Source organism: Streptomyces sp. NPDC094034, from assembly GCF_040303865.1.
Classification (GTDB): Bacteria; Actinomycetota; Actinomycetes; order Streptomycetales; family Streptomycetaceae; genus Streptomyces.
This window is the reverse complement of the sequence record NZ_JBEOUD010000037.1, coordinates 15899-39687: the sequence shown is the minus strand read 5'-3', so window position 1 is coordinate 39687 and position 23789 is coordinate 15899. Positions and strand designations below refer to the sequence as shown.

At 70.0% G+C, this 23789-nt stretch carries 19 protein-coding genes; 1 reads left to right on the top strand and 18 read right to left on the bottom strand.

The window, feature by feature from the left end; translation table 11 throughout:
• Nucleotides 1-16: 16 nt before the first annotated feature.
• The 18 genes from ABTZ59_RS27585 to ABTZ59_RS27505 all read right to left on the bottom strand — a co-directional run bounded on the left by ABTZ59_RS27585 (nt 17) and on the right by ABTZ59_RS27505 (nt 22478).
• Nucleotides 17-1429 carry an alkaline phosphatase family protein gene (locus ABTZ59_RS27585; RefSeq protein ID WP_351418802.1) on the bottom strand — a complete coding sequence of 471 codons (1413 nt, stop codon included), beginning with the start codon at nt 1427-1429 and terminating at the stop codon, nt 17-19.
• Nucleotides 1426-2595, bottom strand: a complete 1170-nt coding sequence (gene eboE, locus ABTZ59_RS27580) for a metabolite traffic protein EboE (protein WP_351418799.1) — start codon at nt 2593-2595, stop codon at nt 1426-1428. The genes ABTZ59_RS27585 and eboE overlap by 4 nt, the downstream gene beginning before the upstream one ends.
• Before the next feature lie 4 nt (nt 2596-2599).
• Nucleotides 2600-3448, bottom strand: coding sequence for a TatD family hydrolase (locus ABTZ59_RS27575; RefSeq protein WP_351418795.1), 849 nt, complete (start codon nt 3446-3448; stop codon nt 2600-2602).
• The gene (locus ABTZ59_RS27570) at nt 3448-4047 is read right to left on the bottom strand and encodes an EboA domain-containing protein (protein ID WP_351418877.1); all 600 of its coding nucleotides are present in this window, start codon (nt 4045-4047) and stop codon (nt 3448-3450) included. Before ABTZ59_RS27570 ends, ABTZ59_RS27575 begins: the two co-directional genes overlap by 1 nt.
• Nucleotides 4048-4049: 2 nt before the next feature.
• Nucleotides 4050-4892 carry a sugar phosphate isomerase/epimerase family protein gene (locus tag ABTZ59_RS27565; RefSeq protein WP_351418792.1) on the bottom strand — a complete coding sequence of 281 codons (843 nt, stop codon included), beginning with the start codon at nt 4890-4892 and terminating at the stop codon, nt 4050-4052.
• Complete coding sequence (locus ABTZ59_RS27560) at nt 4889-5992, bottom strand: SCO3242 family prenyltransferase (RefSeq protein ID WP_351418789.1); 1104 nt, start codon at nt 5990-5992, stop codon at nt 4889-4891. Before ABTZ59_RS27560 ends, ABTZ59_RS27565 begins: the two co-directional genes overlap by 4 nt.
• Complete coding sequence (locus tag ABTZ59_RS27555; RefSeq protein ID WP_351418787.1) at nt 5989-7140, bottom strand: inositol-3-phosphate synthase; 1152 nt, start codon at nt 7138-7140, stop codon at nt 5989-5991. The genes ABTZ59_RS27560 and ABTZ59_RS27555 overlap by 4 nt, the downstream gene beginning before the upstream one ends.
• A 121-nt stretch (nt 7141-7261) precedes the next feature.
• Complete coding sequence (locus tag ABTZ59_RS27550) at nt 7262-10942, bottom strand: ThuA domain-containing protein (protein WP_351418785.1); 3681 nt, start codon at nt 10940-10942, stop codon at nt 7262-7264.
• Between the two features lie 365 nt (nt 10943-11307).
• On the bottom strand, nt 11308-12312 hold the full coding sequence (locus ABTZ59_RS27545; protein ID WP_249947591.1) for a sugar phosphate isomerase/epimerase family protein: 1005 nt from the start codon (nt 12310-12312) through the stop codon (nt 11308-11310).
• 188 nt (nt 12313-12500) lie between these two features.
• On the bottom strand, nt 12501-13712 hold the full coding sequence (locus ABTZ59_RS27540; RefSeq protein WP_351418779.1) for a Gfo/Idh/MocA family protein: 1212 nt from the start codon (nt 13710-13712) through the stop codon (nt 12501-12503).
• Nucleotides 13713-13762: 50 nt separating this feature from the next.
• The gene (locus tag ABTZ59_RS27535) at nt 13763-14800 is read right to left on the bottom strand and encodes a substrate-binding domain-containing protein (protein WP_249947593.1); all 1038 of its coding nucleotides are present in this window, start codon (nt 14798-14800) and stop codon (nt 13763-13765) included.
• A 56-nt stretch (nt 14801-14856) separates the two neighbouring features.
• Nucleotides 14857-15933, bottom strand: coding sequence for an ABC transporter permease (locus ABTZ59_RS27530; RefSeq protein WP_351418776.1), 1077 nt, complete (start codon nt 15931-15933; stop codon nt 14857-14859).
• On the bottom strand, nt 15930-17432 hold the full coding sequence (locus tag ABTZ59_RS27525; protein ID WP_351418874.1) for a sugar ABC transporter ATP-binding protein: 1503 nt from the start codon (nt 17430-17432) through the stop codon (nt 15930-15932). Before ABTZ59_RS27525 ends, ABTZ59_RS27530 begins: the two co-directional genes overlap by 4 nt.
• 314 nt (nt 17433-17746) lie before the next feature.
• Nucleotides 17747-18928: an ROK family transcriptional regulator gene (locus ABTZ59_RS27520; protein WP_351418774.1), complete on the bottom strand. Its 1182-nt coding sequence runs from the start codon at nt 18926-18928 to the stop codon at nt 17747-17749.
• A gap of 207 nt (nt 18929-19135) precedes the next feature.
• Entirely contained in the window at nt 19136-19813 is a 678-nt protein-coding gene (locus tag ABTZ59_RS27515) for a GntR family transcriptional regulator (protein ID WP_351418770.1), read from the bottom strand.
• 115 nt (nt 19814-19928) lie between these two features.
• On the bottom strand, nt 19929-20876 hold the full coding sequence (locus ABTZ59_RS27510; protein WP_351418767.1) for a beta-ketoacyl-ACP synthase III: 948 nt from the start codon (nt 20874-20876) through the stop codon (nt 19929-19931).
• Nucleotides 20877-20989: 113 nt separating this feature from the next.
• Nucleotides 20990-21109, bottom strand: coding sequence for an MFS transporter small subunit (locus ABTZ59_RS37440; RefSeq protein WP_503003764.1), 120 nt, complete (start codon nt 21107-21109; stop codon nt 20990-20992).
• Nucleotides 21099-22478: an OFA family MFS transporter gene (locus ABTZ59_RS27505; RefSeq protein ID WP_351418765.1), complete on the bottom strand. Its 1380-nt coding sequence runs from the start codon at nt 22476-22478 to the stop codon at nt 21099-21101. The genes ABTZ59_RS37440 and ABTZ59_RS27505 overlap by 11 nt, the downstream gene beginning before the upstream one ends.
• Nucleotides 22479-22684: 206 nt before the next feature.
• Here ABTZ59_RS27505 and ABTZ59_RS27500 point away from each other — a divergent pair, with 206 nt between their 5' ends.
• Nucleotides 22685-23662 (top strand): 2-dehydropantoate 2-reductase, encoded by a 978-nt coding sequence (locus ABTZ59_RS27500; protein ID WP_351418761.1) that lies wholly within the window; start codon nt 22685-22687, stop codon nt 23660-23662.
• Nucleotides 23663-23789: the final 127 nt, after the last annotated feature.

The window sequence follows — 23789 nt, the reverse complement described above, 5'->3', positions numbered from 1 at the left end:
TGCGGAACTCCTTCTTTCAGTGCAGTCCGGCAAGCTGGAGGAGAAGGGATTTGACGTCGGTGGCCGCGACCCGGTCACCGACGGCGCGGGGGGTGGAGCACAGGATGAGCGGACCTTCGTCGTCGCTCTTCGGCAGCCGGCCATGGCTGCCGCGGATGGGCGAGGCGTCCAGCGGGACGACCGCGAGGCGGTAGCGCATACCGAGCTTCTTGCGGGCGATCGCCTTGGCCGCCTTGAGGCGTACGTAGGGATCGTGGGGGTCCATGAACAGCTCGACGGGGTCATAACCCGGTTTGCGGTGGATCTCGACCAGCTGGGCGAAGTCGGGGGCCCGCTCGTCGTCGAGCCAGTAGTAGTACGTGAACCAGGCGTCGGGCTCGGCGATGGCGACCAGCTCGCCCGAGCGGGGGTGGTCCAGGCCGTGAGCCTTCTTGCCCTCGTCGTCCAGGAGTTCGTCGATCCCGGGGAGATCCTTCAGCGCCTCGCGCGTGGCGTCAAGGTCCTCGGGACGGCGTACGTAGACATGGGCGAGCTGATGGTCCGAGACGGCGAAGGCCCGGGAGGCCATGGGGTCGAGATACTCCATGCCGTCCTGGGTGTGCACCTCAAGGAGCCCGGCCCTGCGCAGGGCCCGGTTGATGTCGACGGGCCGAGAGACACGCGTGATGCCGTACTCGGAGAGCGCGACGACCGTACGGCCCTGCGTCCTGGCGTCGTCCAGCAGCGGGGCCATGGCGGTGTCGAGATCGGTCGCCGCCCGATGCGAGCGTGGATCGTCGGGGCCGTAGCGCTGGAGGTCGTAGTCGAGATGCGGCAGATAGCAGAGCGCCAGATCGGGCCGCCGGGTGGTGACGATATGGCGGGTGGCGTCGATGATCCACTGCGAGGAGACGAGATCGGCGCCGGGTCCCCAGAAGTGGAAGAGGGGGAACGTACCGAGCTTCTCGGTGAGTTCGTCGTGCAGCGCGGGCGGGCGGGTGTAGCAGTCGGGTTCCTTGCGGCCGTCCGCGTAGTAGACGGGGCGCGGGGTGACCGTGTAGTCGGTGTCCGCGCCCATCGCGTACCACCAGCAGATGTTGGCGACCGTATAGCCGGGGTGCGCGCGGCGCGCCGCGTCCCAGAGCTTGTCGCCGGAGACAAGGCCGTTGTGCTGGCGCCAGAGCAGCACATCGCCCAGCTCGCGGAAGTACCAGCCGTTGCCGACGATGCCATGCTCGGCGGGGAGCGCCCCGGTGAGGAAGGTGGACTGCGCGCTACAGGTGACGGCGGGCAGCACCGTGGAGAGCGGCGCCTGGGAGCCGGACGCCGCCAGCCTGCGCAGATTCGGCATATGGGCGAGCAGTTGGGGCGTGAGCCCGACGACATCGAGAACCAGCAGCGGGTTCGGGGCCGGGGTCTCGGCCTGGTTCTCGGCCGGGGTCTCTGTCATGGCAGCTCCTTCAGGCCGAGGTCGGTCAACAGGTCCCGGGCCAGGGTGAGTTCGGCCGCGATCCCGTCGGCGAGCTGTCCGCGCGAACGGGGGCGCAGCTCCTGCGGCAGCGCCTGCCAGGTGTAGGTCTCCACCTCCAGATGGCGGGTGCGCGGACGCGGGCCGCCGACGAGCCGGGCCAGGGTGTCCCGGAGCACCGGGAGGGTGGAGGTGAGCGGCGCGGCGGGCGGCGCGTGCAGCGGGACATGGAAGTGCGCGCGCCAGGGGGCGCTGTCGGGCAGCACATCGCCGGCCAGCGCCTCGTCCAGATCGTCCGTACCGCGCAGCCCGGCGGCCGTGCGGGTACGGGTCTGGTGCAGGAAGCGGGGCTCGGCGAAGGAGGCCAGCGCCTCCCGTACCTCCGGCAGATGTGGTTGCTCGGCGTGCAGGGCGGCGGACAGCTGGGCCTTGGGAATGGCGATGTGCGCCGCCTCCAGGGCGCCGAGCGCGCCGGCCGGGTCCTCGAAGGAGGTGGCGAGATGACAGGTGTCGATACAGATGCCGATGCGGTCACCGGCGATGCCGGTGAGCGGGCCTATCGCGTCGGCGGTGGTCTCGACGGTGCAGCCGGGCTCCGGTTCCAGCGCGATCCTGATGGACTTGCCGGTCAGCTCCTCCAGCGCGTCCAGCCGCTCGGAGAGCGCGGACAGCGCCTGCCGAGCGGTACCGGCCGCGGCGTCGTCCCAGCCGGTGCGCCAGCCGAGCGGAAGGGTGGAGACGGAGCCTTCGGTGACATCGTCGGGCAGCAGCGCGGCCAGCAGCCGGGCCAGATCGCTGGTGTGGGCGAGCCGCTCGGGATCGGCCCAGTCCGGCTTGTACACGCGGTACTTGACCTCTTCGGCGCCGAAGCCCTCGTACGGAAAGCCATTGAGCGTGACGACCTCCAGACCGCGCCGGTCCAGTTCGGCGCGCAGCCCGCGCAGCACCGCCGGGTCGTTGATCAGGGCCTGGGCGGCGTCCTTGGCGAGCCAGAGGCCGATGCCGAGGCGGTCCCGGCCGAGACGTCTGCGTACCGGCTCGCAGTGGTCGCGCAGTTGGGCCAGGACGCCGTCGAGGTTCTCGGCGGGGTGCACATTGGTGCAGTACGAGAGGTGGACGGTGGAGCCGTCGGGGTGGCGGAAGCGCATGCTCTCACTCCCCCCCGCGCAGAATGGAGTTGCCCTCGTGCAGGGCCTCGGGCTCGGGGACGTCCAACTGGAGTCTGCCGCTGAGCCCGTAGAAGGCGACGGGGTTGCGCCACAGGACTTGGTCGACATCGTCCTCGTCGAACCCGGCGGCGAGCATCGCGTCGCCGACCTTGCGGGTCTTGAGCGGATCGCTGTTGCCCCAGTCCGCCGCCGAGTTGACGAGAACCCTCTCGGTGCCGTGCTCCTTGAGGACGGCGACCATCCGGCCCTCGTCCATCTTGGTGTCCGGGTAGATCGAGAAGCCGAGCCAGCTCCCGCTCTGTGCGGCGTCCTTGACGGTCGTCTCGTTGAGATGGTCGAGCAGCACCCGGTCCGGGGCGAGCGCGGATTCCCGTACGACGTCGATGGTGCGGCGCAGCCCCGACAGCTTGTCGCGGTGCGGGGTGTGGACGAGCGCGGGCAGTCCGTGATCGGCGGCGAGCTGCAACTGGGCGGCCAGGGCGGTGTCCTCGGCCGGGGTCATCGAGTCGTAGCCGATCTCGCCGACGGCGACGACACCGTCCTTGACCAGATAGCGCGGCAGTTCGTCGAGGACGGGCGTGCAGCGCGGGTCGTTCGCCTCCTTGGGGTTGAGGGCGAGCGTGCAGTGGTGGGCGATCCCGTACTGGGCGGCGCGGAACGGCTCCCAGCCGAGCAGCGCGTCGAAGTAGTCGAAGAAGCTCTCGGGTGAGGTGCGGGGCTGGCCGAGCCAGAAGGACGGCTCGACCAGGGCGCGGACACCGGAGTCGTACATCGCCCGGTAGTCGTCCGTGGTGCGGGAGGTCATATGGATGTGGGGGTCGAAGATGCGCATCAGGACTCCTCGCCGGTCAGGGTCAACGCATGGTGCAGGTCCGCGGGTACGGGACGGCCGGCGGCGGTGCGCTCCGCCGCGAAGTCGGCGAGCATTCTGGCCAGTTCGGTGTCTCCGTGGGCGCGTACGGCCAGGCCGTCGACGGCGTCGACCGGCACACCGGTGAAGAGGCACTTGAGGACGGCGTGCCGCCAGGCGTGGGGGTCGAGATGGGCGGCGGCGTACGGACCGACGGCGGCGGCGACCAGCCGGGTGTCATTGGTCCGCAGAGCGTCCTCGACCAGCGGCAGCGCGTCGGGACCCATGACACGGTGGGGCAGGGCGAGCAGGACGGCGCGCCGCTCGGCGGCGGTGCCCCGCTGGTAGAGCCGGGTCAGCGTGGCGAGCCCGGCGCCCGCCTCCTGGAGCAGCAGGGTACGTACGGCGTCGGCGTGATCCTGGCCGCAGTGCCGACCGGCGGCGGCGAAGCGCACCTCCCAGGGCGCGGCGGCAACGTTGTCGTCGTCATGGGCGGCGGTGGCCTCGGTGAGGGCGTCGTCGAGCCAGGACCTGGCGGGCGCGTCGAGCCTGAGCAGCAGTTCCTCGCGGGTGGGCGTCATCATCAGGACACCCCCTGCGCGCGGAGGAAGTCCAGGGAGGTGCGGGCCAGTTCGGGCCCGGCATGGGAGTGGCGGGGCAGCTCCACCACGGTCAGGCCCTCGTAACCGGTCGCGGCCAGCGCGGCGAGCACGGGCGGGAAGTCGATCTCGCCGTCCCCGAACGGCAGATGCTCATGCACACCGCGCCGCATGTCCTCGATCTGCACATGGCGCAGCCAGGGCGCGGCGTCCCGTACGCAGTCGGCGGGCGACGCGGACTCCAGGCACTGGCAGTGGCCGATGTCGAGAGTGAGCCCGAGTGGTTCCGGGTCGCCGAGCAGTTGTCTGAGCCGGTGGAATCCCGCGATGTCCGAGACGAGATGGCCTGGTTCGGGTTCGAAGGCGAGAGGGATGTCGGCGGCCTCCGCCGCGTCGAGGACCGGGCCCATCGCCTCTTCGAGCCGCTTCCAGGCGGTGTCGGTGTCGGTGGGGCCCGGGACGATCCCGCTGAAGCAGTGAACGGCGTGCGCGCCGAGGTCGGCGGCCACCCGAACGGCCGTGACCAGCAGGCGAGTACGGGCGGCGCGGCCGTCGGGGTCCGGGTCGAGCAGCGTCGGGCCGTGCTTGCGGCGCGGGTCGAGTATGTAACGGGCGCCGGTCTCGACGGTGACCCCGAGGCCCAGCTCCGCCAGCCGCCGGGCGACCCGCTGGGTGCGGGCGGTGAGATCGGGGGCCAGGGGGTCGAGATGCATATGGTCGAGGGTCAGCCCGACGCCGTCGTACCCGAGATCGGCGAGCAGTCCGAGGGCGTCGTCGAGGCGCAGATCGGTGAGCCCGTTGGTGCCGTATCCGAAGCGCAGACTCATGTGGGACTCACTTTCCGTGCGAACGAGCGGGCCAGCGGGACGAGTCCGATGACGCCGAGCGCGACCCCGGCGGACCCGCCGCGCGCGGCCAGCGCGGCCTGGAGTGGGATCATCGCCCGGATGCCGCCGCCGACAGCGCGCTGGGTGAGCGGTGGCGACGGGTTGAGCGCGGCGTGCAGCAGGGGCCGCCCGGCGGTCCCCGCGTAGACGAGGGCGAGCGCCCCGGCGAGGGCGGGGCCGGTCTGGGGGCCGGCGGGGGCGGATCCTGTCCGCCGCCCCGCGCCGGTGGCCCGACGCAGGGCGTCCCGGGCAGCGCCGCGCGACGCGCCGCCTGCCGCGGCGCCCAGCACACCGGTGGCCACCAGCGCGGCGAGCGGCGCGGCCGTCGAACCGCCCTGCGCCTCGCGGCGCGAGACGGTGGTGACGGCGACGGTGTGCGCGCCGACGAGGGTGGCGGAGGGCAGTGCGGCACGCAGAGCGGCCCAGCGGCCGGTGGCGCGCACGGCACCGGCACCGGCTCCCCCGCCCCCGGTCGGCGCACGGCCCTCCGTACGGGACGCCGTGTGCGCGGGAGCGCCGGGCGTCGATGTCGACGAGGTGTGCGCGGGCCCCCGGACCGGCGCTGTCGCCCGATCGCCCCCGCGTACCGTCGCCGTCGCGCCCAGCAGCACGTCCAGCGCCCTGGCCGCGCCCATCGCCGCCGGGCCCGCCGCCGTGTGCTTCAGGCGCAGATCGTACGACCAGACCGTGGCCGCCAGGGCCGTGCCCACCGCCAGGGACGGACGGCCCGCGCGGGCGGCGAGGGCGAGGCCCGCGGCCGTCAGCACACCGGCCGCCGCGAGGGCCGCCGGTGGGGAGACCCGGCCCGACGGGATGGGGCGGTGCGGGCGGTCGATCGCGTCTTCTTCGCGGTCCGCCCAGTCGTTGAGCGCCATGCCCGCCTCGTACAGGCAGAGCGAGGCGCCCACGGCGAGCGCGGTGGAGCGGTTGGGGCGTACGCCGAGGGCCGCGGCCCCGGCCAGCGCGTCGCCCGGGACCGTGAACAGGGCCGAGACACGGAGCAGTTCGGCCCAGGCCCGGATACGTCCGCGCAGGCTCACCTGGTCTCCTTCAGCCGGTCGGCGAAGGCGAGCAGTTCGTCGAACTGTTCGGCGAGCGCGGCGGGACCGCCGTCCGGATCCTTGAAGTAGAAGCCGAGTCCGGGCAGCGGCCCGCTCAGCCCGGCCTCGTGCGCGCGGGCCACCAGCCGGGCCAGGTCGAGTACGAGCGGCGCGGCGAGCGCCGAGTCGCAGCCCTGCCAGATGGTCTGGAGGATCATCCGCGAGCCGAGGAAGCCGTCGAACGCGATGTGGTCCCAGGCGGTCTTCCAGTCGCCGAGCGCCGGGACGTCGTCGATATGGACCTCGCCCTCGGGGGCCGTGCCGAGCGTGTCGGCCAGTACGCGTTCCTTGCCCGCGTTCTTGGCCGCCGCGGCCGCCGGGTCGGCCAGCGCCGCTCCGTCCCCGCCGCCCAGCAGGTTCGTACCCGACCAGGCTCGTACGGTCAGGGCGCGCTGGACGAACATGGGGGCGAGCACGGAACGGAGCAGCGTCTGGCCTGTCTTGCCGTCGCGGCCGGCGTGGGGAAGTCCGCCGGCCTCGGCGGCCGCCGTGAGGGCTTCGGTGCGCAGCCCGGTGGAGGGCGTGAAGTTGACATACGAGCAGCCGGCCCGGATCGCGGCCGCCGCGTAGAGCGAGCTGGCGGGGAGCCGTGGATCGTCCGGGGCGGGCTGGGGTTCGGTGGAGGAGACGTTGATGACGACGGTGCGGGCGACGCCGGTGCGGCGCGCGAACTCCCGGAGGTCGTCGGCGAAGGAGTCGATGATCTCCTCGTCGCTCCTGGTGTCCCCCGGCTGGGGGCCGCCGGCCCGTATCTCCCGGTCGGCGGTGGCGAGTTCGGTGTGGATCGCGGTGGGCAGACCATGCGGCAGGACACCCGCCGCGGTCAGCGCCTCCGCGCGTTTGGGCAGCGGACAGTTCGCCGTGTCGTGTCCGCCGAAGACGAGCGAGGAGAGCGCGGGGAGGCCCGTGCCCGCGAAGGGCGCGGTCTCGGTGACCATGCCCGTCGGGGGGTGGAGCCCGGCGGTGACCGCCGCGCATCCCGCGACCGCCGTCGTGGCGACGGAGCCGCGTGCTCCGACGAACCAGACTCCGGTGCGTACTGCAGTCGATTCGGTGCTGTTCGTCGTCGCGGGACTGGTCGTCGTCACGGGGCTGCCTCCCTGCCGGTGGTGTGGTGGTTGGTGGACGGCGGGCGGGGGGTACGGCGCCTCCCCGCCCGCCGCCGGCTGACGGGCCGCCCCGTCCCAGAGGCCTCTGGCTGCTGGGCCTCTAGGCGGCGGGCAGCTCCTTGAGCTGGATGTCACGGAAGGACACCTGGTCATCGGCGCCGTGGTTCTGCAGGCCGATGTAGCCGTCCTTGAGACTGCGCTCCGGGTCGGTGTTGGTGAAGTCGTTGATCTTCACGCCGTTGAGGAAGATCTGCAGACGCTCACCCTGGACCTTGATCTCGTAGTTGTTCCACTGGCCCGGGGGCCGCAGAACCTGGTCCCTGGCCTTGATGTTGGCCGACTTGAAGCCGTAGACGGCGCCGGTGGTGCGGTCGGCGGCGTCGGTGGCGTCGATCTGGATCTCGTACCCCTTGTTGACCGCGGACCACGGGTCGTCGGAGGCCGGGAAGCCCACGAAGACACCGGAGTTGTCGTCCCCGTCCATCTTCCAGTCCAGCTTCAGGGAGTAGGACTTCAGCTCCTTGGCCTGGTACCACAGCAGACCCATGCCGCCCTCCGTGCGCAGTTCACCGTCCACGACGTTGAACTTGCCCGGTCCGGCCTGCTTCCAGCCCTCCAGGGTCTTGCCGTTGAAGAGATCCCGGTAGCCGGTCGTGGGCTTGCAGTCCGCCTTCACCTGGCCGGCCGCGTACCGCAGTCCGCCGAGCAGGTGCTGGCGGAAGGCGTCCTCCGCGTACGACTCCTTGGTGTGGCCGCCGCCGGTGTAGAAGGCACGGCCGCCCTCGTAGGTCTGGCACCAGGCGATCGGGTGGTCGCCCTTCATGTTGCCGCCCTGGTAGGTGGTCTCGTCCAGAGTGGCGAGGACGCGGGCCTGGTCCCGGGGGTTGGTGCGGTAGTTGTACCACTCGTCGGTGCGCTGCCACTCGTCGTCCAGATGGGCGGTCGACGGGTGGTCATGGTCCTCGACGCGTACGGTGGCCGGCTGGATCTGCGGGTGGGAGTCGAAGTAGGCCCCCACCAGACCGCCGTAGAAGGACCAGTCGTACTCGGTGTCCGCCGCGGCGTGCACGCCCATGTAGCCGCCGCCGGTGGCGACATAGTTCTCGAACGCCTTCTGCTGGTCGGCGTTGAGGACATCACCGGTGGTGGAGAGGAAGACCACCGCGTCGTACCTGGCCAGGTTGTTGGTGGTGAACTGGCCGGCCGCCTCGGTGGCGTCGACGGTGATCCCGGTGGTCTTGCCGAGCTCCTTGAGCGCGGCGATGCCCGCGGGGATCGAGTCGTGGCGGAAGCCACCGGTCTTGGAGAAGACCAGGACCCGCTTCTCGGTCTTGCCGGGCACGGCGGTGGAGAGCTCGAAGTCGTCCACGTCGTACAGCGCGCCGGCGCCGCCCTTGAAGACCAGGAACAGCTCGGTGGTCTGCTTGGGTACGGAACGCAGCGGTACGTCGATGTCCTGGAAGGTCTCCCAGCCGCCGGTGACCGGGATCGGCGCGGAGCCGAGCAGGTTCCCGTTGGCGGAGCCGGTGCGCACCTCAAGGAATCCGCCGGCGCCGCCGGAGGAGATCCGGGCGGTGAGCGTCTTGGACCCGGTCAGGTTGTACGGCTTGAAGGAGATCCAGTCGCCGTTGTCGATGTCGCCGACGGTCTTGCCGCCGTTGGCCGGTGCCTTGTCGTAGATCTTGACTCCGGAGGAGGCGTTGAAGTGCTCGGCCTGCCGGTGGCGCGGCTGGAGCTGCGCCTGGTCGTGCGTGGTGAGCGCCGCCTGGCCGCCGCCTCCGCCGTCGGTGTACTCGGCGTCGATCACACCGAAGATATTGGCGTTGGGGTCGTGCTCGGTGTCGGCGGGCGCGGTGATGGTGCCCTCACAGCCGTTGGCCGAGGTGATCGGGTGGCCGTGGTTGTCATGGCCGAGGATGTAGCGGACGACGACCTTGGAGCAGTCGATCGTCCCGTCCTCCGGGTCGGTGACCTTCACCTTGAAGGGGACGGTGTCCCCGAAGTTGAACAGGTGCCCGTCATTGGGGAGTTCGAGCGTCACCTTCGGCGCGGTGTTGCCGACGACGATCCGTACGGACGCGCTCGCGGTGCGCTCGGTCGGGTCGGTGACGGTGAGCCGCGCGGTGTAGGTGCCGTTCTTCTTGTACGTGTACGAGGGGTTGGCCTCGGTCGAGGTGCCGCCGTCGCCGAAGTCCCACGCGTAGGTGAGGGCGTCGCCGTCGGGGTCCTGGGTGCCCTCGGAGGAGAAGGAGACCTTCAGCGGGGCCTTGCCGGACGTCTTGGTGGCGACCGCCTCGGCGATCGGTGACTTGCCGCCGGTGGAGTTCTCGATGCGGTAGAGCGCGGAGTGCTCGTCGCCGCCGAACCAGGACAGGCCGTAGTCGAGTACGTAGAGCGCGCCGTCGGGGCCGAACTCCATGTCCATGGGCTGGGTGCCGGTCCACGGGAACGGGTTGATGCTCTGGACGGTGCCGTCCTCGCCCTGCTCGATCCGCTTGATCCACTTGCGGCCGAACTCACCGGCGAAGAAGTCCCCGTCGTACGCCTCGGGGAACTTGACCGGGGAGTCGGAGTCCGCGTCGTAGCGGTAGACCGGTCCTGCCATCGGGGACTCGGAACCGGTGCCGAACTCGGGCACGCTGCCGCCGTCGTACGGGATCCAGGCGGGCTGCGCCGGCGGAAGGTCGGTGAGGCCCGTGTTGTGCGGCGACGTGTTCTTGGGCGCCGCGCAGTCGAAGGCCGCGCCGGACGCCTTGGTGGCGAAGTCGTAGTCGATGAACGGGTCGTTGTCACCCGTGCAGTACGGCCATCCGAAGTTGCCCGCCTCGGTCACCCGGGCGAATTCGACCGTGCCGGACGGACCGCGGGTCGGGGACGCGGCGCCGGCGTCGGGTCCGTAGTCACCGACGTAGACGATGCCCGTCTTCTTGTCGACGGAGATACGGAAGGGGTTGCGGAAGCCCATGGCGTAGATCTCGGGCCGGGTCTTCTCGGTGCCCGGGGCGAAGAGGTTGCCCTCGGGGATGGTGTACGAGCCGTCCTCGGCGACCTTGATGCGCAGCACCTTGCCGCGCAGGTCATTGGTGTTGCCGGAGGAGCGCTGGGCGTCGAACGCCGGGTTGCGGTCGGGCCGCTCGTCGATCGGCGTGTAGCCGTCGGAGGCGAACGGGTTGGTGTCGTCGCCGGTGGACAGATACAGATTGCCGTCCGCGTCGAAGGCTATGTCGCCGCCCACGTGGCAGCAGGTGCCGCGCGAGGTGGTGACATCGAGGACCTTCTTCTCGCTCGCCTTGTCGAGCGTGCCGTCCTCGTTCAGGGTGAAGCGGGAGAGCCGGTTGTATCCGTCGAACGGGGCGAAGTCCGCCGCCGTGCCGTTCTCGGGGGCGTCTCCCGCCGGGGTGTCGAGCTTGGGCGCGTAGAAGAGGTAGATGGCCCGGTTCTCGGCGAAGTCGGGGTCGACCCCGACGCCCTGGAGACCCTCCTCGTCATGGCTGTAGACATCCAGCGTGCCGGAGACCATGGTGTCGCCGCCGGCGTCGGTGATGCGCAGCGTGCCGTCACGCGAGGTGTGCAGCACCCGCCGGTCGGGCAGGACCGCGAGCGACATGGGCTCGCCGACCGCGTCGGCGCCCTTCGCGAGGGTCACCTGCTGGAAGCTCTCCTCCGCGACCGGTTCGTCCGGGTGCGCGGCGGCGGGTACGGCGCTGAGGCTCGACCCTGCGAGCAGGGCGCCCGTCAGGAGGGCGAGGAAGGTTCTGGCTCTGGGGCGTTTTCTGTGCACGAAAGTCCTCCACAATGGGCTGTTCGTACGTGCGGGTTGCCAAGGGAGCGCGGAGGAGCGCTCTCGCCTCCCGGGGGCGGTGCTCGTCCTGCACCGGATCCCCGGGGGGAGGTGGCTGTGTCACCGACGTGCGCCGTCACATCGGAGACCACCTGTGTCCTGTACTTATGTCGTGTACCTATGTCCTGTACATCTCAGTGGACCGTAGCTGTGTTCGTCCGGTACCGAAAGACCTTGCGCAGAGGAGAAGTTGCCTTTTTCCTCCCTCAGGACAAAGCCCTTTCCGGGCAGGCCGGACCGCCCGGCGGCGAGGTCCGCCACCGGGCTGCCCAGCCCTCCCCGAAGCCCGATCCGGGGAGAGGCCCCTACTCGCCGCCCCCGAAGGCCGCGTCGAAGGACGCGGTCGGCGGGTCGAAGTCGAAGCGCTTCAGGTCCGCCAGGGCCTCGGGGGCGCCGGCCAGCCGGTCCATGCCCGCGTCCTCCCACTCGACCGAGATGGGGCCCTCGTACTTGATGGACCGCAGCATCCGGAAGACGTCCTCCCACGGGACGTCTCCGTGGCCCGCCGAGACGAAGTCCCAGCCGCGCCGCGGATCGCCCCAGGGCAGATGCGAACCGAGCCGGCCGTTACGGCCGTCGAGGCGCTTACGGGCCTCCTTGCAGTCGACGTGGTAGATCCGGTCCCGGAAGTCGTAGAGGAAGTTGACCGGGTCCAGGTCCTGCCAGACGAAGTGGCTCGGGTCGAAGTTCAGCCCGAACGCGGCCCGGTGACCGACCGCCTCCAGCGCCTGGTGCGTGGTCCAGTAGTCGTACGCGATCTCGCCGGGGTGCACCTCATGGGCGTAGCGCACGCCCTCGGCGTCGAAGACGTCGAGGATCGGGTTCCAGCGCTCCGCGAAGTCCTCGTACCCCCGCTCGATCATGCCGGGCGGCACCGGCGGGAACATCGCCAGCAGATGCCAGATGGACGAGCCGGTGAAGCCGATGACCGTATTGACCCCGAAGGCCGCGGCGGCCCTGGCGGTGTCCTTGATCTCGGCGGCGGCGCGCTGCCTGACGCCCTCGGGATCGCCGTCGCCGAAGATCCGGGACGGCAGGATGCCCTGGTGGCGTTCGTCGATGATGCTGTCGCAGACGGCCTGGCTCACCAAATGGTTCGAGATGGCCCAGCACTTGAGCCCGTACTTGTCGAGCAGCTGGTGGCGGCCGTCCAGATAGCCCGGATCCGCGAGTGCTTTGTCGACTTCGAAGTGATCTCCCCAGCAGGCGAGTTCCAGCCCGTCGTAACCGAAGTCACGGGCGAGCCGGCACACCTCCTCCAGGGGCAGATCGGCCCACTGGCCGGTGAACAGCGTGAACGGACGTGGCATTCGGACCTTCCTCCTCGATGTGATGACTGGGGCCTTTCGTTCGGATCTTGCCGGGCTCGCGTGCCCTGGCACCGCGCCTCGCCGCGTTGTCGTCAGTCGCCGACGCTCCGCGTCGGCTCCCTCCTCCGCCTTGCGATCCACGGCACCAGACCCCGCTCCCTGATCCGGCCTGATCCAAACGAAAGGCCCTAAGGCTGCGGCACAGGCGTATACACGGCGTTCTTCGCCGCGCTGTCCTCCACCGCGGCGAGCACCCGCTGCACCTGGAGTCCGTCCGCGAAGGACGGCACCGGATCGGTCCCGGCGGCGACCGCCTCGACCAGATCGCGGGCCTGGTGGACGAAGGTGTGCTCGTAGCCGAGCGCGTGGCCGGGCGGCCACCACGCCTCCAGATAGGGATGCTCCGGCTCCGTGACCAGGATCCGGCGGAAGCCGGAGGAGGCGGCGGGCTCGGTGTGGTCGTGGAACGACAGCTCGTTGAGGCGCTCCAGATCGAAGGCGAGCGAGCCGTGCTCACCGTTGATCTCCAGTTGGAGCGCGTTCTTGCGTCCCGAGGCCATCCGGGTGGCCTCGAAGGAGGCCAGCGCGCCCGAGGCGAGCCGGCCGGTGAACAGCGCCGCGTCGTCCACCGTCACCGGGCCCGTCTCGCTGCCCGCGGTCCCCGAGAGACCGGCGCTCGCCCCGCTGAGTACGGGCCGCTCCTTGACGAAGGTCTCCGCGAGCGCCGACACCCCGACCAGCCGCTCGCCCGTCAGGAACTGCGCCAGGTCGACGATGTGCGCCCCCAGGTCGCCGAGCGCCCCGGACCCCGCGCGCTCGCGCTTGAGTCGCCAGGTGAGCGGGGCGGCCGGATCGGCCAGCCAGTCCTGGAGATAGGTGACCCGGACATGGCGCAGGGTGCCGAGCCGGCCCTCCGCGATGAGCCGCCTGGCGTAGGAGATGGCGGGCACCCGGCGGTAGTTGAAGCCGACCATGGCCAGCTGACCGCGCGACCTGGCGTCGGCCGCGGCCCTGACCATGGCCTCGGCCTCGGCCACCGAGTTGGCGAGGGGCTTCTCGCACAGGACGTGCTTGCCCGCCTCCAGCGCGGCGATCGCGATCTCCGCGTGGCTGTCCCCAGGGGTGCAGACATCCACCACCTGCACGTCGTCGCGCTCGATGAGCCGCCGCCAGTCGGTCTCGGCCGCGGCCCAGCCGTGTCTGTCCGCCGCGGCGCGGACCGCGTCCGCGTCACGGCCGCAGATGGCGGCGAGCACGGGGCGCATCGGCAGGTCGAAGACGTGTCCCGCCGTGCGCCACCCCTGTGAGTGCGCGGCGCCCATGAACGCGTATCCGACCATGCCGATGCCGAGTGTCGGTGGTGCACCGGCTTCTTTCTCCGACGCTTCCCTGGGGGTCATACGGAGTACTCCTCGTCTCTCGCTGGTGGGGGCGGCCATGACTGGACCGGTCAGCTGAAGCCCTGAGGCAGGTAGTCGTCGATGTTCGTCTTGTCGACCACGGCCGAGAACAGCGTGACCTGGGCCGGGATCTCCAGCCCTGACAGACCGCTGATGCCCTTGCTCTGTCCGAGAGCGCGGGCCAGGTCGATGGCGGACGCGGCCATGATCGGCGGGTAGAGGACGGTGGCCTTGAGCACGCCGTTGTCCGCCTTGATCGCGTCCATCGCGGCCTTGGCACCGGCCCCGCCGACCATCAGGAAGCCGTCGCGGCCCGCCTGGTCGATGGCGCGCAGGGCGCCCACGCCCTGGTCGTCGTCGTGGTTCCAGAGGGCGTCGAAGCTGGACTGCGCCTGGAGCAGCTGGGCCATCTTGGCCTGGCCGGACTCGACGGTGAAGTCGGCGGCCTGGCGCGCGACCTTCTTGATGTTCGGGTAGTTCTTGAGGGCGTCGTCGAAGCCCTGGGTGCGCTGCTGGGTCAGCTCCAGGCTGTCGGGCCCGGACAGCTCGATGACCTTCGCGTCGGGCTTGTCCTTGAGCTTCTCGCCGATGTAGTTGCCGGCGTTGAGACCCATGCCGTAGTTGTCGCCGCCGACCCAGCAGCGGTACGCCTGCGGGGAGGCGAAGATGCGGTCCAGGTTGATGACCGGGATCCCGGCGCGCATGGCCTTCAGCCCGACCTGGGTGAGCGCCTTGCCGTCGGCCGGCAGGATCACCAGGACGTCGACCTTCTTGTTGATCAGGGTCTCGACCTGGCCGATCTGGGCGGCGGTGTCGTTGGAGCCCTCGGTGATGTCGAGCGTCACATCGGAGTAGGTCTCCGCCCGTGACTTGGCGTTCTCGTTGATGGCGTTGAGCCAGCCGTGGTCGGCCTGGGGGCCGGCGAAGCCGATGGTGACGGGCTTGCCCGGCTTGTCGTCGGCGGCGGGCTGGTCGTTGGCCGCGGGCTCCTTCTTCGCCGGCTCGTTGCTGGTGCAGGCGGTGAGGAAAGCACCCGCGCCGATGGCGGCGGTGCCGAAGAGCATTCCTCTGCGGCTGGTTTCTGGCATGACGGTTCAACCCTTCAGGTAGGGCGGTACGACAGTAAGCGGGTGCGAGACCGGAATCAGGACTCGCCGTTGCGCACGGTGCGGCGCTGGACCAGTACGGCGGCGACGATGATCGCGCCCTTGGCGATCTGCTGGACGTCGCTCTGCAGGTTGTTGAGGGCGAAGATGTTGGTGATCGTGGTGAAGACCAGAACACCGAGTACGGAACCGACGATCGTGCCGCGGCCGCCGCTGAGGAGGGTGCCGCCGATGATCGCCGCGGCGATGGCGTCCAGCTCGTAGAGATTCCCGTTGGTGTTCTGGCCCGAGCCGGCCAGGACGATCAGCAGGAACGCCGCGATACCGCAGCACAGGCCGGAGAGCAGATACAGATAGAGCCGCTGCCTGCGTACGTCGATACCGGCGAGCCGCGCGGCCTCCGCGTTGCCGCCGACGGCGACGGTGCGCCGGCCGAAGGTCGTCCGGTTGAGGAGCAGCCAGCCGATGACCGTGACGGCCGCGAAGACCAGGACGAGCGGCGGGATGCCCAGGATGTACGAGTCACGGACGCCGAGGTCGAGGACCGAGTCCACGGTCACGATCTGGGTCTTGCCGTCGGTGATCTGGAGGGCCAGACCGCGGGCGGAGGCGAGCATCGCGAGGGTGGCGATGAACGGCACCATCCCGCCGTAGGCGATCAGCACTCCGTTGACCAGTCCGCAGGCCAGACCCACGATCACCGCGGTGAACAGGATGCCGGCGAACCCGTATTCCTGGGTGGCCAGTGTGGTCGCCCAGACGGACGCCAGTGCCACGATCGCGCCGACCGACAGATCGATCCCGCCGCTGGTGATCACGAACGTCATACCGACGGTGACCACACCGATCACGGACGCCTGGGTGAGCACCAGTTGGAGATTGTTGGTGTCCAGGAACTGATCGGGCTTGGTGATGCCGCCGACGATGATCAGTGCGGCGAGCACCCCGAGCAGGGAGAGGTTACGGACGTCGAGCCGCAGCCCGAGGGAGCGCCAACCGCCCTTCTCCTCCGTGGACTTGGCGGACGCGTGGGGCGTGGCGGGCGGCGTGGGCGGCTCGGGCGTGGCCGCCGCGTCGGGCCCGCCCTGCTGCGCCTCGGAGGCAGGCTGTTTCATGACGTCGGGCTCCCTTCCATCACAAGGTCGAGTACACGGTGCTCGTCGAGCTCCTGGGCGGGCGCCCGATGGACGACCTGGCCCTCGCGGAGCACCAGCACCCGGTCGGCGAGGCCCAGGACTTCGGGGACCTCGCTGGAGACGAGCAGTACGGCAAGGCCCTCGTCGGCCAGTCGGCGGATCACGGCGTAGAGCTCGGCGCGGGCGCCGACGTCGACTCCGCGCGTCGGCTCGTCGAGCAGCAGCACCCGGCAGCCGCGCAGCAGCCAGCGGGCGAGGACCGCCTTCTGCTGGTTGCCGCCGGAGAGGGTACGGATACGGGCGTCCGGGTTGTCGGGGCGCAAGGAGAGCTCCCTGGTGGCCCGCTGGGCCGCCGCCCGCTCCGCGGAGTGGTCGAGCCAGCCGGCCCGGGAGAAGCGCGACAGCGATGACACCGACACATTGCGGGTGACGGATTCGAGCATCAGCAGGCCCTGGGCCTTGCGCTCCTCGGGTGCGAGGCCGAGCCCCGCGCGGACGGCGGCGCGTACGCTGCCGGGTCGCAGCGGGGTGCCGTCGACAAGCACCCGGCCCGCGGTGGCCTTGCGTGCCCCGTAGATCGTCTCCAGGATCTCGGAGCGGCCCGAGCCGACGAGTCCCGCGAGTCCGACGATCTCGCCGGGTCGCAGTTCGAGATCGACGGGGGCGAACTCCCCTTCCCTGGCCAGCCCTTCGACCTTCAGTACGGGCTCGGTCCGGGCCGTGCCGGCCGAGGCCGGTGCGGGCCGCTCGGGGAAGACGTACTCGACGTTCCGACCGGTCATCAGCGCGACGACCTCGCGGGTCGGGGTCTCCTTCGCGGGCAGGGCGACGGCCACGGTCCGGCCGTCCTTGATGACGGTGACCCGGTCGCCGATGCGCCGGATCTCCTCCAGCCGGTGGGAGATGTAGATGACGGCCACGCCGTCGGCGGTGAGGGTGTCGACGATACGGAAGAGGTTGTCGACCTCGTCGGGGTCGAGGGCCGCGGACGGCTCGTCCATCACGATGAGCCGTACCTCGTGCGAGAGGGCGCGGGCCATCGACACGATCTGCTGCTGCGCGGCGGAGAGCGAGCCGACGGGCCGGTGCGCCTGGATCTCGGGGTGGCCGAGCCGCTTGAGCAGCGCGGTCGCGCGGGTCCTCGCCTCCCGGCCCTTGACCACGAAGCCGGCGGTGGTGGGCTCGTGCCCGAGGAAGATGTTCTCGGCGACCGTCAGCCCCTCGACCAGGTCGAGTTCCTGGTAAATGGTCGCGATGCCGAGCCGCATGGCGGCGATGGGCGATTTCAGTGTGACGGCCTCGCCGCGCCAGGTGATCACACCGCCGTCGGGCTGATGGGCCCCGGCGAGCACCTTGATGAGGGTGGACTTGCCGGCGCCGTTCTGGCCGAGCAGGCAGTGGACCTCGCCCGCCTCGACCTCCAGGTCCACACCGTCGAGGGCGCGGACACCGGGGAAGAGCTTGGTGATGCCGGACATGGTGAGCAGCAGGTTTTCGGGTGGTGCGGGTGTTGGTGCCATGGCGTATCCCCTCGGCGGATGCGGCCGTAGAGCGGGCAGGGCAGAAAGTGAACAAAAGGAAGAAGGCGGGGCGGAGTTGGGCAGGGTGGAACCAGGTGCGGCGGAGCGGTGTTGGTACGTCGTGCGGATACGGCTCGTGCGGCTGACGCGGCTCGTGCGGGTACTTCGGGAGCTGTGTGCTGTGTGCTGTGTGCTGTCGTGCTGTTGTCGCGGATGGAGCGGTGGTGTCGCGGTGGTGTCCGGTGGTGCGCCGCCGGCCCTGGACGGGGGCGTCAGGCCGGCGAGAACAGGTGGTCGCTGATGAGCCGGGCCGCGCCGGTGACTCCGGCGGTCGGGCCCAACTCCCCCAGGACTATGGGGAGATTGCCGGTGGCCAGCGGCAGGGACTGCCGGTAGACCTGGGTACGTACGCTGGCCAGCAGCGTGTGACCGAGACCGGTCACCCCGCCGCCGATCACCACGAGGCCCGGGTTGAAGAAGCTCACGAGCCCGGCGATGACCTGGCCGACGCGATTGCCGCCGGCCCGGATGAGTTCGAGTGCGGCGGGGTCACCGGCGGCAGCGGCGGCGGCGACATCCACGGCGGAGAGCCGGTCCGCGGCCTCCAGCCGGGCGGCCAGCTCGGGCGAGCGGCCGGAGCGCGCGGCGTCCTCCGCGTCCCGGGCGAGGGCGGCGCCGCTGAAGTAGGCCTCCAGACAGCCCTTGTTGCCGCAGGCACAGGCGCGGCCGTCCGACTCGACCTGGATATGGCCGATGTCGCCGGCGCTGCCGGTCGTGCCGCGGTAGACCTCGCCGCCGACGACGATCCCGCAGCCGATACCGGTACCGATCTTGACGCAGAGGAAGTCACCGACCGAGCGTGCGACGCCCGCGTGCTGCTCCCCCATCGCCATCAGGTTCACATCGTTGTCGACCATGACCGGGCAGCCGAGCTCCTGGCTGAGCGCCTCCCGTACGGGGAAGCCGTCCCAGCCCGGCATGATCGGCGGCGCGACGGGGACACCCTCGGGAAAGCGGACGGGCCCCGGTACGCCGATCCCGGCGCCGTCGAACTCGTCGGCGAGCCCGGAGACCTTGAGCTTGGCAGCCATGACGAGCACCTGCTCGAAGACGGCGACGGGGCCCTCGCGGACGTCCATGGGGTGGTTGAGATGTCCCAGCACCTCCAGCTCCGCGTTGGTCACCGCGACATCGATGGAGGTGGCGCCTATGTCGACACCGAGGAAGCGCAGGGCGGGCGCCAGCCGGATGTTGTGGGAGCGCCGGCCGCCGCGCGAGGCGGCGAGTCCGTCGGCGACCACCAGGCCGGTCTCCAGCAGCCGGTCCACCTCGACGGCGAGCTTGGAGCGCGAGAGATCGACCTGGTCGCCCAGTTGCGCACGGGAGTTGGGGCCACCGTCGCGCAACAGCCTGAGCAGTCGCGCCTGATGCGCGTTCGCGGGTCGTGCGGTCATACGTCTCACGCGCCCCTCCCCGCCTTCTCGGCCTATGCGTCGGGCTTTCGAGGGAACGTAGCAGCGCTTGCCCGCAGGGGGAAGAAGTTGAGCGGGAATCAGTCCCAACTTTCTCCACACCGAGGACAAAGCCGTAGCGAGGTGTCTCTTCAGTGACCCTTCGTGGCTACTTTTCGGATAGGTGAGGAATGCCCGGATTTGAGGTGATCAGGACTCTTGCCGGTGGTGGTACGTCTTGCGCGTGTGCTCCGTGTGCGCCTTCATGACTTCCGTCGCGCGCTGTTCGTCGCGCGTAGAAATCGCGGCGATGAGCTCCCGGTGCTCGATCCAGGACTGCTTGCCGCGCTGGCGGGCGACCGGTGTGTAGTACCAGCGCACCCGGCGGTCCACCTGCGCGGCCAGCTCGGCCAGTACGAGATTGCCCGCCAGCTCCATGACCTTGGCATGGAAGGCGGCGTTGGTGGCGACCGTCAGATCCCTGTCGTCGTCGGCCACCGACTGCTCACCCTTGGCGCACAGCGCCTCCAGCTCGGCGATCCCCGCCGCGCCGGAGTTGGCCGCCGCCAGCCGGGCGGCCTCCGCCTCCAGGAGCGTACGGACCGAGAGGAGTTGGTCCGCCTCGTCCTCGGTGGGCTCATGGACGAAGGCGCCCTGCGCCGGGCGCAGATCGACCCAGCCCTCGGTGTTGAGGCGTTGAAGGGCCTCTCGCACGGGCTGCCTGGAGACCCCCAGATGACGCGCGAGTTCGCTCTCGACGAGGTGCTGACCGGGCTGGAGCGCCCGGGTCGTGATCAGTTCGAGCAGGGCCTCGTACACACGTTCACGCAGTGGCCCCGGTCGTTCGAGCTTAGGCACGGCACCTTGCGCCAACTTCGCGGACAACATCGTGTCCCCCTCCTGGCCGGCAGTGTCATTGACTGTAGCGATGGACCGATGTCACCAGGGGTGATGAGCATCAAGACATTGGCTATCGTCTACAGTCTACCGAGAACAGGGGGATTCATGGGCAACGGATGACTTGACCCGCGTAGGAGAGGTTGCCCCCGAAGCCGAAGAGCAGTACAGGCCCACCCGACGGAATCTCACCGCGGTCCACGAGTTTGGACAGGGCCATCGGGATCGACGCCGCGGACGTATTGCCGGAATCCACCACATCGCGGGCGATGACCGCGTTGATCGCACCGATCTTCTGGGCGACGGGCTCGATGATCCGCAGATTGGCCTGATGCAGCACGACCGCGGCCAGCTGCTCGGGGGTGACACCCGCCCGTTCACAGACCCGGCGGGCGATCGGCGGCAGCTGGGTGGTCGCCCAGCGGTAGACGGACTGCCCCTCCTGGGCGAAGACCGGCGGGCTGCCCTCGATCCGTACCGCGTGGCCCATCTCCGGCACGGAGCCCCAGAGCACCGGGCCGATGCCGGGCTCCTCGTCGGCGCCGCCCGCCACGACGACCGCCGCGCCCGCGCCGTCTCCGACCAGTACGCAGGTCGAGCGATCGGTCCAGTCGGTGATCGCGGTCATCTTGTCCGCCCCGATCACCAGGACGCGGGAGGCGGAGCCCGCCCGTACGGCGTGATCGGCGGTGGCGAGGGCGTGGGTGAAGCCCGCGCAGACGACATTGAGGTCCATGACGGCGGGCGAGCCCATGGAGAGCCGGGCGGCGACCCGGGCCGCGGTGTTCGGGGAGCGGTCGATGGCCGTGGAGGTGGCCACCAGCACCAGATCGATGTCCGCCGGCGTGAGCCCGGCGGACGCCAGAGCCTTGGCGCCCGCGTGTGCCGCCAGCTCGTCGACCGGCTCGTCGGGCCCTGCCATATGGCGGGTTTTGATCCCCACCCGGCTGCTGATCCAGGCGTCACTGGTGTCGACCATCGCCGCCAGGTCGTGATTGGTGAGCACCTTGGCGGGCTGATAGTGCCCGAGCGCGGCGATACGAGTGCCGGTCATGCCCGGGACCCCCTCTGGTTCGACGTCAGGAGTGCTCCAGTCTCGTCAGCGACTCACCGGTAAGGGTGCAAGTAAACCAACAGGATTCCGCCGCGCCGCTTGGAGAGTCCATATCATCCGGTGAAAAGCTGGGCCGCCTTCAGTACCAGCTCATACACACCGTACGCGAGGGGGATCCCGACCCAAAGCCAGGCGAAGACGATCAGACCGGTACGGCGGGGCTCAGGCCGCACGGTGCTGTTCCCTGGTGACGTGGTCATCGGCGGCCTCCCTGGGGGCGGGGACGTGGTGGCGCGGGTGGACGGGCCTGACCAGTTCATTGGCGACGAAGCCGATGACCAGCAGCCCGATCATGATGGTGAACGAGAGACCGTACAGGCCCGATCCGCTCCTGCCCGCCTGTTCCTGGCTGTCCGCGACCCAGTTGACGATGAGGGGGCCGAGCACACCGGCGGTGGACCAGGCGGTGAGCAGCCGGCCATGGATGGCACCCACCTGGTAGGTGCCGAAGAGATCCTTGAGATAGGCGGGGATGGTGGCGAATCCGCCTCCGTAGAAGGACAGGATCACCAGCGCGCACAGGACGAACAGCGGCTTGGAGGAGTCGCCGAACAGCGAGATCAGCAGATACATCAGCGCGCCGACGCCGAGGTAGACGCGGTACATGTTCTTCCGGCCGATCAGGTCGGAGGTGGAGGACCAGCCGATCCGGCCCGCCATATTGGCGGCGGACAGCAGCGCGACGAAACCGGCGGCGGCCGAGACGCTGACGGGCGCGTCGGTCTCCGCGAAGAAGTCGGTGATCATCGGGGCGGCCTTCTCCAGGATGCCGATCCCCGCGGTCACGTTCATGCACAGGACGACCCACAGGCACCAGAACTGCGGGGTGCGCACGGCGGACTTCGCGGACACCTGCGCGGTGGAGATCAGCGCGGTCGCCGCGGGCTTCGCGGCGTCGGCGGCCGGCCGCGTCCCGCCGTCCCCGCCCTGCCGGTAGCCGGGCGGGGGTACGCGGATGAGCAGGACGCCGAGCGTCATGAACACCGCGTACACCAGCCCGTGCACCAGGAACGCGAGCGCGATCCCCTTGCTCTGGGTACCGAACGAGTCCAGCATCTGCGCGGACCACGGCGAGGCGATGAGGGCGCCGCCACCGAAGCCCATGATGGCGATGCCGGTGGCCATGCCGGGCCGGTCGGGGAACCACTTGATCAGGGTGGAGACGGGCGAGATATAGCCGATGCCCAGACCGATGCCGCCGACGAAGCCGTAGCCGAAGACGATCAGCCAGTACTGCTCGGTGGCGGCGCCGAGCGCCGCGAGCAGAAAGCCCGACGAGAAACAGCACAGAGCGACGGTCATCGCCCAGCGCGGCCCCTTGCGTTCGACAAGGGTGCCGCCGAAGGCCGCGGACAGGCCGAGCATGACGATGCCCAGCTGGAACGGGAGCGCGCTCGCGGTGCCGGAGAGACCGAGTGCGGATTCGAGCGGTGGCTTGAACACGCTCCAGGCATAGGCCTGGCCGATCGACAGATGCACCGACAACGCTGCGGGGGGTACCAGCCAGCGGCTCCAGCCGGCGGGCGCTAGTGGTGGCGTCATGCCGCGACTCTAAGAACCGATCAACCCTCTTGGGAAGATCCGTAGAGGAGTTTGCCGACCGCATACCTTTCCGGAGCCTTGTCGACCAGAACTACATACTGTAGACAATATATTGTCAATGCGCAGTGTGATCAACAGCACAGAAAGCAGCGAGCGGAGTGTGACCCTTCCCTCGGTCTCCCTCAAACCGAACGGAGAGCCCCACAGTGAAAGTCGCAGTTGTCGGCGCCGGAGCGATCGGCGCCTATGTCGGAGCCGCGCTCGACCGAGCGGGCGCCGACGTCCATCTCATAGCCCGTGGACCGCATTTGTCGGCCATGCGGCAGCGCGGAGTCCGGGTGCTCAGCCCGCGCGGTGACTTCACCGCACGGGTGCACGCCACCGACCGGCCGGAGGACATCGGTCCGGTCGATTATGTGTTCCTCGGACTGAAGGCCAACTCCTACGCGGCGTGCGGGCCGCTGGTGACGCCTTTGCTCAAGGACAGCACGGCGGTCATCGCCGCCCAGAACGGCATCCCCTGGTGGTATTTCCACGGCCACGGCGGTCCGCACGACGGCCGGCGGGTCGAGAGCGTCGACCCGGGCGGCTCGGTCAGCGCCGTACTCCCACCCGAACGTGCGATCGGGTGTGTGGTGTACGCGGCGACGGAGCTGGAGGGACCGGGCGTCGTCCGGCATCTCGAAGGCACCCGGTTCTCGATCGGCGAACCCGATCGCTCGGTTTCCGCGAGGTGTCTGGAATTCAGCGATGCCATGCGGACGGGAGGTCTCAAATGTCCCGTCGAGGCCGAGTTGCGCGAGGACATCTGGATCAAACTTCTCGGCAATATCTCGTTCAATCCGATCAGCGCCCTGACCCGCGCCACCATGCGGGAGATGTGCCTGCACCGCTCCACCCGCGAGGTCATCGAACTGATGATGTCGGAGGCCCTGCGGGTCGCCGAGGCGCTGGGCTGCCGCCCCGACATATCCGTTGAACGGCGGCTGGCCGGCGCGGAAAGGGTCGGTGACCACCGGACATCCACGCTCCAGGACCTGGAGAAGGGCAAGCCGCTGGAGTTGGACGTCCTGCTCGCCGCTGTCGTGGAACTCGCCGCGATCAGTGACGTTCCGGTGCCGACGCTCCGCACGGTGGACGCGATCTCCGATCTGCTGGCCCGCGGTGTGACCGCCGCCGCCTGATCACTCGTCACTTGTCCAAGGAGGGGGCGGGTACGCGTCAAATCCCCGCACCGGGGTTCCCCCGCGTGCCCGCCACCGGGATACTGTATGCAATGGGGCGCGGCCATCACTCCCAAAGGAGAGCGCA